We start from the raw sequence: 11,109 nt of genomic DNA, 5'->3' as shown, positions 1-11,109 counted from the left end.
CGCCGCGAGGACCGGGCCTCGCCGCCTCAGCGGTCGAGCGCCTCCGCGAGGCGCCGGGTGACCGCCCGCAGTTCGAGCTCGGCCCCGCGGACGCGCTCGTCGAGAGCCGCCGCGGTGTCGGCGGCCTGCTCGGCGGCCGCCGCACCCGCCGCCTCGGACGAGGCTCGGTCGGCCGCGACCGACGCGCTGAGCTCGTCCAGCGCCTCCCGGAGGCCCGCCGACTCGTCGCGCAGCACGGAGACGTCGCCCTGCACCGCGCTCAGCTCGCCGCGGAGCCCGGCCACCTCGTCGCGCAGGGCCGCCGTCTCGGCGCGCAGCTCCTCCGTGCGCAGCCGCGCCTGCTCGAACCAGGGGGCGACCAGCCGGTGCACGGCGTCGCGGAGCACGACGCCGCCGCGGCCGAGCCGGGTGGGCGCCGAGCCGGGGTCCTGGAGGAAGTCGTGGTCAGTGGTCATCGTCGTGGTCCCGTCCGGAGAAGCGGCGGTGGAGCACGTCCATCGCCCGCAGATCCTTGTCCATGATGTCGGCCTCGAGGGTGGTGTCGGCGAGGCGGTCGGCGAGGCCCGGCCGGGAGCGGCGCTCGAGCGAGGCCTCGATCAGCTCGACGGAGCGCTCGAACGAGAGCGGTCCGCGCGCCGCGGCCCGGCCCCGCCGGCCGAGCGCCTCGAGGTCCACCGCCCCGCTCGCCACGTCCCGCATCGCCTCGAGGAGCGCCGGGGCGGAGCGGGTGATCTTGATGCAGTCGACGCCGTCGATGAGGAACTCCGCTACTCCGCTGGCCGCCGTCACGATCGGCACGGCGCCCGCCGCGGCCGCCTCGACCGGCGCGACGCCGAACGCCTCTCCGGCCCAGGTCGGGAAGAGGAACGCGTCGGCGCGGCCGTGCGCGGCGAGCACCTCGGCGTGGGGCGTCGGTCCGTGGAACTCGACCAGGCCGTCCAGGCCCGCCTCGTCCGCCCGGGCGCGCCAGCCGTCCACGTCTCCGTCGCCGTAGAGGTCCACACGGAAGTCGCGGGTCTCCTCCGCGAGAGACGCCGCCGCCTCCAGCACCAGCCCGACGCCCTTGTGCTCGCCCAGCGACGCGGCGAACGTGAACCGGGTGGTCCCGCCCTCGCGGTAGCGCCGCGGCTCCGCGGTGTCGGGGGGAACGGACACTCCCCGCCCGATCACCTCGACCTCGCCCAGGCTCAGCCCGCCGGCCTCGATCGCGTCGACGAGGGAGCGGCTGACCGCGACGATCTCGCCGCGGTCGAAGTGGTCGGGGGCCTGGGCGCCGTAGACGCGGAGCACGCGCTCGGGCAGCCCGTCGACCAGGGCGTTCGGGATGCGGTCGCCGAGGTTCCACATCCACGGGGCCTCCACCGCCCGCAGCAGGTCGATCAGCGCGAGGCCGCCGATCCCGAGCAGGTTGAAGGCCACCACGTGGGTCGGCGCGAAGTCGCGCAGCTCCTCGAGCAGGATGCGGGTGTTCTCGAACCGCGAGACGGCGCTCTCGTGGTGCAGCAGCTGAGCGATCTCGCCGCCGGTCTGCGGCAGCGGGAAGTAGGTGCGCAGGCTCAACGTGCGGTGCACCTCGACGCCCGAGGGCTCCGGCGGCAGGTAGGTCGGCGTGGTCAGCACGCGCACGGTGTGGCCGCGGGCCGCCATCGCCTCCGCGACGCGCGCACAGGTCATCTCGTATCCGCCGAGCACCTGGGGCGGATAGAGGTTGCTCACGAACAGCAGGCGCATCAGCGCACCTCCCCTCTCGCGGAGGCGTCCGCCGCGATCCGCGCCGTCACCTCGGGCGTGTAGGCCGCGCGGGCCTGGCGGTCATTGCCGCCGTCCCAGTAGTTGACGAGGTAGAGCCCGGACTGCTGCGTGCGCGGCACGAACGGGAACAGCTGGGCCCGGGGCTCGATCTGCGCGATCCGGTAACCGGCGTCGACCGCGCGCACGTGCAGCCAGATGTCGTCGGCGTCCGGGGCGATCTCGCGGAACGCCTCCCCGTGCGCGGCGATCTCGCCGAGGAGCGGGGCGGGCAGCAGCTGCCCGGAGACGGAGGTGCCGAAGACATCGGTCGACGCGCGCGTGTCGGCGACCGGCGTCCAGCTCGTGTACGGAGCCACGGCGCCGTCGACGATCCCCACCCGGTGGGCGCGGTAGCAGAGCACGGTCTCGCGTGGGTAGCGCGAGCGGGCGTCGAGCAGGCCCCTCAGCCAGGTGCGCGGGTACACGATGTCGTCGTCGGAGGTGACGAGGTCGCGCTCCCCCGCCCGGCCCGAGAGCAGGTGCGGGTAGTACTTCGTGTGCACGCGGTAGCCGTCGACCAGGCGGATCTCGACGCCGCGGCGGCGGAGGCGTCGCAGCGGCGCGGGCAGGTCGGCGTGCAGGGCCGGGTCGTCGAGCCAGAGCACCAGGCGCGCGGGCCGCGCGTCGCCGCGGGCGATGGACTCGAGCGCCACGTGGACCCGCTGCAGCCGCTCGCCGTGCGTGGTCATCGTCACCACGACCTCGCCCGCCGGATCGACCGCGGAGCGGCGGGAGAAGCGGTTGGCCAGATCGAGCAGCAGCAGCTCGCGCCGGAGCGCGGGCGAGGGGTGGTCGATCGGCCGGGCGGCGATCACGGCGGCGCGGCGCTCCGAGAGGCGCTGAGGGGCGGAGCGGACGACCCGGGCCGCGGAGCGCAGCCGCGTGCGGGGGCGGACACGACGGCCCAGCGCCGCGAGGCGCGTGCGGGGCCGGACGCGCCGGCCGACGGCGGCGAGAGCGGGATGCATCGGTCCAGGTTAGCCGGAGGCGCCCGGGGGCCCTGCGCCGGTCAGGGCTCGTCGACGACCGCGAAGGCCCGCACCGGGAAGGTCCCGAAGCCCCGCACCTTCGGCGGCACGGCGGTGAAGCGCGCCCCTGTCGCCGGCAGCCCGCCGAGGCCGGTGAGGTGCTCGACGACGTGCACTCCCGCGGCGAGGAGGGCCGAGTGCGCGGGCCGCGATCCGCCCGACTCCGTGTCGTCGATGTTCACCGAGTCGATGCCGACCAGCACCGCACCGGCGGCGACGAGCGCCTCCGCCGCCTCGCCGCTGAGGAAGGGGGCGCCCCTGCCGTACCCGGGCGTGGCGAAGTGCGCGTCCCATCCGGTGCGGAGGAGGACGGCGGCACCGCGGACGTCGAGTCCGGCGACCGCGTCCGCGCCGATGCCCCGTCCGGTGGCTCCGGTCGCGTCGACCACGACGGCAGGCAGATCGACCAGCGTCTCGAGCGGAAGAGCGGCGAGATCGGCTCCGCCCTCGTAGCGGTGGAACGGGCTGTCGAGGTAGGTGCCCGTGTTGCCGATCATCTCGATGACGTCCATCGCGAACTCGGTGCCGGGCGCGTAGGAGGCGCGGGACGCCTCACGAGTGAGGTGCGGCCGGATGCGCGGAGCGGGCAGGCCCGGGTAGGTCACCAGCCCGTCCGCGACGGTGTGGCTGAGGTCGACGAAGCGGCGCGAGGAGGTCATGCGCCCGATCCTGTCAGGGGCCGGATCGGGCGCACCATCGAGATGCCGCCCCGCGGGGCGGCGTTCCCGCCTCTACTTCTTCGGCAGCGCCGCCGACAGGTCCGCGATCAGGTCGGACGAGTCCTCGAGGCCCACCGAGAGGCGCACCAGCGACTCCGAGACCTCCAGCGGCGTGCCCTTCACCGACGCGTGCGTCATCTCGCTCGGGTAGCCGATCAGCGACTCGACGCCGCCCAGTGACTCCGCGAGCTGGAACAGCTCGGTCGACTCGGCGAACTTCCGGGCCGCGCGCGGCGTCGCGAGCTCGAGCGAGAGCATCCCGCCGAACCGCGACATCTGGCGCTTCGCCAGCTCGTGGCCGGGGTGCGAGGGCAGGCCCGGGTAGTGCACGGCCGTCACCGCCGGGTGCTCGACGAGGAACTCGGCGACCGCCTGCGCGTTGACGGAGTGGCGCTCCATCCGCACCCCGAGGGTCTTGATGCCGCGGACCGTGAGCCACGCGTCCATCGGGCCCGAGATCGCTCCGACCGCGAACTGCAGGAACGCGATCTTCTCGGCCAGCGGCCCCGAGCGCAGGGCGAGCGCGCCGCCGACGACGTCCGAGTGGCCGCCGAGGTACTTCGTGGTCGAGTGCACGACCACGTCGGCACCGAGGGCCAGCGGCTGCTGCAGGGCGGACGAGGCGAAGGTGTTGTCGACGACGACGATCAGATCGTGCGCGTGGGCCAGGTCGGCGAGCTCGGCGATGTCGCTGATGGTCATCAGCGGGTTCGACGGGGTCTCGACCCAGAGCATCTTCGTCTCGCCGGGGACGATCGCCCGCTGCACCTCGCGGAGGTTCGACATGTCGACGGCCGTGTTGCGCACGCCCCAGGCGCTGTGCACCCGGTCGATCAGGCGGTGGCTGCCGCCGTACGCGTCGTTGCCCAGGACGACGTGGTCGCCGGGCGCGAGGGCGGCGCGCAGCAGGGTGTCCTCGGCCGCGAGGCCGGAGGAGAAGGAGTAGGCGACGTCCGCACCCTCGAGCGAGGCGATGAGCTCCTGGAGCGAGTCGCGCGTCGGGTTCGCCGAGCGGGCGTACTCGTAGCCGCCCCGGAGACCGCCGATGCCGTCCTGGACGAACGTGGAGGTCATGTAGACGGGCGGCACGACCGCGCCGGTGGTCGGATCGAACTCCTGGCCGGCGTGGATGGCGCGGGTGTCGAAGTGCTGCTTCTTGGGCATGGTGCGGGCTCCCTGGGTCGGAGGTGCGGAGGCGGCGGCCGTCAGGCCGTGGCGTAGGTGAGGAGGTCCTGTCGGGTGATCACCGCGACGGGCTTGCCCTCGTCGGTGACGAGGAGGGCGCTGTGCTCGGTGAGCGCGGCGCGGGCGGCGGTGATGCTCTCGCCGAGCCCGATCAGCGCGAGCGCGTCGCCCACGCAGTCGCCGAGCGGGTCGTTCATCGAGGCGGATCCGGCGAAGACGCGGTCGAGCAGCTCGCGCTCGTCGACGGCTCCGACGACCTCGCCCATCACGACCGGCGGCTCGGCGGTCAGCACCGGGAGCTGCGAGACGCCGTACTCGGTCATGATGCCGATCGCGTCGCGGATCGTGTCGGTCGGGTGCGCGTGCACGAGCGCCGGGAGGTCGGCCTGCCCGCTCGCCGCCCTCGCGCGGAGCACGTCGCGGACGGTGCCTTCGTCGCGCATCTCGAGGAAGCCGTAGGAGCGCATCCAGCGGTCGTTGAAGATCTTGCCGAGGTAGCCGCGCCCGCCGTCCGGCAGGAGCACGACGACCACGTCGTCCGGCCCGAGACCGGCGGCTGCCTTGAGCGCGACGGAGACGGCGAGCCCGCTCGATCCGCCGACGAGCAGCCCCTCCTCGCGGGCGAGGCGGCGGGTCATCGCGAACGACTCGGCGTCGCTGGAGGCGATGATCCGGTCGACCACGCTCGGGTCGTACGCGCTCGGCCAGAAGTCCTCGCCGACGCCCTCGGTCAGGTACGGGCGACCGCCGCCGCCCGAGTAGACGGAGCCCTCGGGGTCGGCGCCGACGATCTGCACGCGGCCCTCCGACACCTCCTTGAGGTAGCGGCCGGCGCCGCTGATGGTGCCGCCCGTGCCGACTCCCGCGACGAAGTGGGTGAGCCGGCCGGCGGTGTCGCGCCAGATCTCGGGGCCCGTGGTCTCGTAGTGGCTGAGCGGTCCGTTGAGGTTCGCGTACTGGTTGGGCTTGAAGGCGCCGGGGATCTCGCGGGCGAGGCGGTCCGAGACGGAGTAGTAGGAGGCGGGGTCCTCCGGAGCGACGGCCGTCGGCGTCACGACGATCTCGGCCCCGTAGGCGGTGAGGACGTTGCGCTTGTCCTCCCCCACCTTGTCCGGCAGCACGAACACGCAGCGGTAGCCGCGCTGCTGCGCGACGAGGGCGAGGCCGATGCCGGTGTTGCCGCTGGTCGGCTCCACGATGGTGCCGCCGGGCTCCAGCAGCCCGTCGCGCTCGGCGGCGTCGATGATGCGGGTCGCGATGCGGTCCTTCGACGAGCCGCCGGGGTTCAGGTACTCGACCTTGACCAGCACGGTCGCCTGCACGCCCGCCGCGACCGGACCCAGCTTCACCAGCGGGGTGTCGCCGATGAGGTCGAGCACCGAATCGGCGTAGGCCATCCCGGTCTCCGGGCGTGCGGGAAGGGCGCGATCCAGGCTCATCCCGCCAGCGTAGCAACCGGCTGCGGGCGTGTGACGGGGGTGGGCGGAGGCACAGGGAGCGGTCTCGGGAGGGGAGTGCCGCCGGTCGCGCCGGTGCCCTATCGTGGGGGTCCGCGAGCGCCGCGGTCGACCCGGAACGGACCCCGAATGACCTCACCGATCGCCGCACCGCCGCGGCGTCCGGCCGACATCCACCTCCTCCGCCTGCTCGGCCCGGCGCTGGTCGCCGGAGTCGCCTACCTCGACCCGGGCAACGTCGCCAGCAACATGACGGCCGGCGCCCGGTTCGGCTACCTCCTGGTCTGGGTGGTGGTGCTCGGCAACCTGATGGCCTGGCTCATCCAGTACCTCTCGGCGAAGCTCGGCCTGATGACCGGCCGCAGCCTCCCCGAGCTGCTCGGCGACCGCCTGCGCGGCCGCTGGGGCCGCCGGGCCTACTGGCTGCAGGCCGAGACGGTCGCGATGGCGACCGACCTGGCCGAGGTGATCGGCGGCGCGATCGCGCTGAACCTGCTCTTCGGACTGCCGCTGCTGGCCGGCGGCGTGGTCACCGGCGCGGTCTCGCTGGTGCTGCTGCTCGTGCAGACGCGGGGCGGGGCGCAGCCGTTCGAGCGGGTGATCACGGCGCTGATGGTGCTGATCGCCGTCGGCTTCACGGTCGGCGTGGTCGTCGATCCGCCGGACGCGGGCGCGACCGTCGCCGGTCTCGTGCCGCGCTTCGAGGGCTCGGAGTCGGTGCTGCTCGCCGCCTCGATCCTCGGCGCGACCGTCATGCCCCACGCGATCTACGCCCACTCCGCGCTCGCCCGCGACCGCTTCGGCCACGTCGAGGGCGTCGGCGCGCGCCGGAGGATCCTGGTCGCCACCCGGATCGACGTGACGATCGCGCTCGCCATCGCCGGCACCGTGAACCTCGCGATCCTGCTCCTCGCCGCGCACTCCCTCGCGGGAGTCGCCGGGACCGACAGCCTCGAGGGCGCCCACGCGGCCATCGGGGCGGCGCTCGGACCGGTGGTCGCGACCCTGTTCGCCGTCGGCCTGCTCGCCTCCGGCCTCGCCTCGACCTCGGTCGGCGCGTACGCGGGAGCCGAGATCATGCACGGTCTGCTTCAGGTGCGGGTGCCGCTCGTCGCCCGTCGTCTGGTCACGCTGATCCCGGCGCTCCTGGTGCTCGCGATCGGCTTTGACCCGACGCGCGCGCTGGTGCTCAGCCAGGTGGTCCTGTCGTTCGGCATCCCCTTCGCGCTCGTGCCGCTCGTGATCCTGACCCGCGACCGCCGCCTGATGGGCGACCAGACGAACCGCTGGTTCACCACCCTCGCCGCCGCCCTGGCCGCCGTCTTCCTCATCGTCCTGAACGGCCTGCTGCTCTGGCTCACCTTCGCCCCTTGAGCGGAGCGGCGGCGCACCGTCCCACTCCTCCGCGGCCTCCTCTCCCGCTGATCGAGCGGCCCGCTCCGCGGGCGCATCGAGATCCCCCTGACCGCGCATTGATCCGATCCGAAGCCTCGCTCGTTATCCTCTGAGAGCGCCTCTCAGGCGCCTGCGCCCGCCACAGGCGCCTTCCGCCCTCAGAACGAGAGACGCCGCCGTGCCCAAAGACACGATGTCCGCCAAGAACCGCGCCCGACAGGAGAAGCTCGAGGCCTACAAGCGCGAGCAGGACCGCCGCAAGCGCGGCTCCCGCATCTGGATCTGGTCGCTGTCGGCCCTGGCCGTCCTCGCTGTCGGCGGGATCGTCGCGGTCACCGTCTTCGGGAACCAGCAGATCGTCGAGGCGCGCGAGATCGACGGCCTGCAGACCTTCGACAACGACGCCACCCACGTCGCCGGCGCCGTCGACTACCCGCAGACCCCGCCGGCGGGCGGCCCGCACAACGCCGTGTGGATGAACTGCGGCGTCTACGACGAGCCCGTCCCGAACGAGAACGCGGTGCACGACCTCGAGCACGGCGCCGTCTGGGCCACCTACGACCCCGAGCTCCCGCAGAGCGAGGTCGACGCGCTGATCGCCGCGATGCCCGACACCTACTCCGTCGTCTCGCCCTACGAGGGCCTCGAGTCGCCCATCGTGCTGAGCGCCTGGGACGCCCAGGTCGCGATCGACTCGCCCGAGGACCCCCGCATCGACGCCTTCGTCGAGCGCTTCTGGCAGTCCTCGAGCGCTCCGGAGCCCGGCGCCCCCTGCACCGGAGGGATCGATGCGCCCGGCAAGCAGTAGGGGCCGGATCCTCGTCGCCGCGGTCGCCGTGGTCGCGCTCCTCCTCGGGGCGGCCGGCGGCTACCTCTTCGGCGCGCTCGCTCCGTTCGCCTCCGCCGCGACGCCCTCGAGCGCCAGCGCCGAAGCGGGCTTCGCGCGCGACATGCAGGTGCACCACCTGCAGGGCGCCGAGCTGGCGATGATCGCCCGCGAGCGCAGCGCCGACGACGAGGTCCTCACCGTCTCGAAGGACATCCTGCTCACCCAGCAGCAGCAGGCCGGGCAGCTCTTCGGCTGGCTGAACTCGTGGGGCCTGCCGCAGGCTGCTCCGGAGCCCTCGATGACCTGGATGGGCCGGCCGACCCTGGCCGGAGCCGCCGACGAGCACTCGTCGATGGGGATGGGGACCGAGGACGGCGTCGTGCCCGCGAGCATGCCCGGTCTCGCGACACCGGACCAGATCACCGCCCTCAGCAGCGCGTCGGGCCGCGACTTCGACCGGATGTTCCTCGAGCTGATGATCGCCCACCACCGCGGCGCGATCGACATGGCCGAGGCGCTGCTCGCCCGGAGCCGCGTGACGGTCGCCACCGACTTCGCCTCCTCCGTCGTGAAGGCCCAGGAGGCCGAGATCTCGCTGATGGAGCAGATGCTCGAGGACCGGCCGGTGGAGTGACCGCCTCCGGCGCGCGCGACATCGGCTGAGACTGGTGCGCCTCCCCCACCGGGGAGTGGCACGTGCTCTCCGCCGACGCCGTGCACGGGGCCCGGCGACTCAGACGGCGTCGGCTGCGAGTAGCCCCGCGGAGTCCGGCCGCCGATCCGCGGCTCAGCCCTGGAGGGCCGACTCCGTCTGCTGTGCGTAGAGCGAGGCGTAGAGGCCGCCGAGGCCGAGCAATTCGCGGTGGGTGCCCGATTCGACGATCCGGCCGCCCTCGACGACGTGGATGACGTCGGCCGACACGATGGTCGAGAGCCGGTGGGCGATCGCGATGGTGGTGCGGCCGCGGGCGGCGTCGTCGAGCGCGGTCTGGACGATCCGCTCCGAGACGGTGTCGAGGGCGCTGGTCGCCTCGTCGAGGATGAGGACCGCCGGGTCCTTCAGCAGGACGCGCGCGATCGCGAGCCGCTGCTTCTCGCCTCCGGAGAGCCGGTAGCCGCGCTCGCCGACCAGTGTGTCGTAGCCGTCGGGGAACGACGTGATCGTCGCGTGGATGTTCGCGGCGCGGGCGGCCGCCTCCAGCTCCTCCTGCGTCGCGTCCGGGCGGGCGTAGCGGAGGTTGTCGCCGATCGTCGCGTGGAAGAGGTAGGTCTCCTGGCTGACGATGCCGATGTGCGAGACGAGCGACTCCTGCCGCAGCTCGCGCACGTCGGTACCGGCGAAGCGCACCGCTCCCCCGGCCACGTCGTAGAGGCGCGGGACGAGGTACGAGATGGTGGTCTTGCCCGCGCCGGAGGGACCGACGAAGGCGACGAACTGGCCCGGCTCGATCGCGACCGAGACGTGGTCGAGCGTCGGGCGCGCGTCCTCCGCCTGGTCGGGGTAGCGGAACACGACGTCGTCGAGCTCGACCCGGCCGAGCTCGCCCGAGACCTCGCGTGCATCGGCGCGGTCCGTGATCGCCGGGCGCAGGTCCAGGTACTCGAAGATGCGGGCGAACAGCGCTCCGGCCGTCTGCAGGTCGAGCGCGACGCGCATCAGGCCCAGGAGCGGCCACATCAGGCGCGCCTGCACGGTGGTGAAGGCCACGACGGTCCCGGCGGTGACGGTGGTGCCGCCGAGGATCAGCCAGGCGGCCACGAGGTACACGATCACGGGGATGACGGAGAGGAAGATCTGCACCATCGCGAAGAACCACTGGCCGGACATCTGCTGCCGCACCTGGAGCTCGATCTGGCGGCCGTTCTCGTCGGCGTAGCGCGTCACCTCCGACTCCTGGCGGCCGAAGCTCTTGGCCAGGAGGATGCCCGAGACGCTCAGGGTCTCCTGGGTGATCGCGGTCATCTCGGACAGTGACTCCTGCGTCTTCGTCGCGATGCGCGCCCTCACCTGGCCGACGCGGCGCTGGGCCACGACGAGCACCGGAGTGAGGACGAGGGCGACGATCGTCATCTGCCACGAGAGCAGGAGCATCGCGACGACGGCCGCGATCACGGTGACGGTGTTGCCGAGCACGCTCGAGACGGTGTTCGTGAGCACGTTGGCCACGCCGCCCACGTCGTTGGCGAGGCGCGACTGGATGACGCCGGTGCGGGTGCGGGTGAAGAAGCCGAGCTCCATCGCCTGCAGGTGGCGGAAGAGGCGGATGCGCAGCTCCCCCATGACCGTGTTGCCGACGGTCGCGGTGAGGTAGGTCTGCCAGACGCCGAGGATCGCCGAGAACGCCCAGACCAGCACCATGACGCCGACCAGTTCGAGCAGCACGGGGAGGTTCGGGCGTCCGCCGGGCGGGAAGAGCCCGCGGTCGAAGGCCAGCTGGGTGAGGAGCGGCGGCACCACCGTGAGGGCGGCGCCGACGAGCACGAGGATCACGGTGAGCGTGAGCTTGGGGCGGTGGTCGCGGAAGAGTCCCGCGATGCGCCGGAGCAGGTCGTCGACCTTCGGAGCCGCCGCGTTGATCTCCCGCTGGCTGTCCGGATCGCTGCTCGAGATCCTCCCGCCGCGCGCCCCTCCGCGCATCCCGCCGCCTGCCGCGACGTCACCCATCCTGCTCACGGCTCGACCCTAGCCCCGCCCGTCCCCGGAC

The 11,109-nt window shown here is 73.2% G+C and carries 10 protein-coding genes; 3 read left to right on the top strand and 7 right to left on the bottom strand.

Going from position 1 to position 11,109, the window contains the following annotated elements; translation table 11 throughout:
- Positions 1–26: 26 nt before the first annotated feature.
- From C5C37_RS15135 to C5C37_RS15110, 6 genes are all read right to left on the bottom strand, one after another.
- On the bottom strand, positions 27–455 hold the full coding sequence (locus C5C37_RS15135; protein WP_104247711.1) for a hypothetical protein: 429 nt from the start codon (positions 453–455) through the stop codon (positions 27–29).
- Positions 445–1,731 (bottom strand): glycosyltransferase, encoded by a 1,287-nt coding sequence (locus C5C37_RS15130; RefSeq protein ID WP_104339193.1) that lies wholly within the window; start codon positions 1,729–1,731, stop codon positions 445–447. The genes C5C37_RS15135 and C5C37_RS15130 overlap by 11 nt, the downstream gene beginning before the upstream one ends.
- Complete coding sequence (locus C5C37_RS15125) at positions 1,731–2,759, bottom strand: glycosyltransferase (protein ID WP_104224347.1); 1,029 nt, start codon at positions 2,757–2,759, stop codon at positions 1,731–1,733. The genes C5C37_RS15130 and C5C37_RS15125 overlap by 1 nt, the downstream gene beginning before the upstream one ends.
- 41 nt (positions 2,760–2,800) lie before the next feature.
- Entirely contained in the window at positions 2,801–3,478 is a 678-nt protein-coding gene (locus tag C5C37_RS15120) for a cyclase family protein (protein ID WP_104339192.1), read from the bottom strand.
- Between the two features lie 72 nt (positions 3,479–3,550).
- Positions 3,551–4,702 (bottom strand): cystathionine gamma-synthase, encoded by a 1,152-nt coding sequence (locus C5C37_RS15115; RefSeq protein ID WP_104224345.1) that lies wholly within the window; start codon positions 4,700–4,702, stop codon positions 3,551–3,553.
- A gap of 41 nt (positions 4,703–4,743) precedes the next feature.
- A complete protein-coding gene (locus C5C37_RS15110) occupies positions 4,744–6,120 on the bottom strand; it encodes a cystathionine beta-synthase (RefSeq protein WP_104339191.1) in 1,377 nt (458 codons plus the stop codon).
- 189 nt (positions 6,121–6,309) lie between these two features.
- Between C5C37_RS15110 and C5C37_RS15105 the strand changes: the two genes are divergently transcribed.
- From C5C37_RS15105 to C5C37_RS15095, 3 genes are all read left to right on the top strand, one after another.
- Entirely contained in the window at positions 6,310–7,554 is a 1,245-nt protein-coding gene (locus tag C5C37_RS15105) for an Nramp family divalent metal transporter (RefSeq protein ID WP_104227179.1), read from the top strand.
- Positions 7,555–7,753: 199 nt separating this feature from the next.
- A complete protein-coding gene (locus C5C37_RS15100; RefSeq protein WP_244230507.1) occupies positions 7,754–8,383 on the top strand; it encodes a DUF3105 domain-containing protein in 630 nt (209 codons plus the stop codon).
- Entirely contained in the window at positions 8,364–9,038 is a 675-nt protein-coding gene (locus tag C5C37_RS15095; RefSeq protein WP_104261751.1) for a DUF305 domain-containing protein, read from the top strand. The genes C5C37_RS15100 and C5C37_RS15095 overlap by 20 nt, the downstream gene beginning before the upstream one ends.
- Positions 9,039–9,191: 153 nt before the next feature.
- Here C5C37_RS15095 and C5C37_RS15090 read toward each other — a convergent pair whose 3' ends face one another.
- Positions 9,192–11,069, bottom strand: coding sequence for an ABC transporter ATP-binding protein (locus C5C37_RS15090; protein WP_104247708.1), 1,878 nt, complete (start codon positions 11,067–11,069; stop codon positions 9,192–9,194).
- Positions 11,070–11,109: the final 40 nt, after the last annotated feature.

The sequence above is a fragment of the Rathayibacter sp. AY1F9 genome (assembly GCF_002932155.1).
GTDB lineage: Bacteria > Actinomycetota > Actinomycetes > Actinomycetales > Microbacteriaceae > Rathayibacter.
The sequence above is the reverse complement of the archived record's forward strand: the minus strand, read 5'-3'. Positions and strand labels throughout refer to the sequence as shown.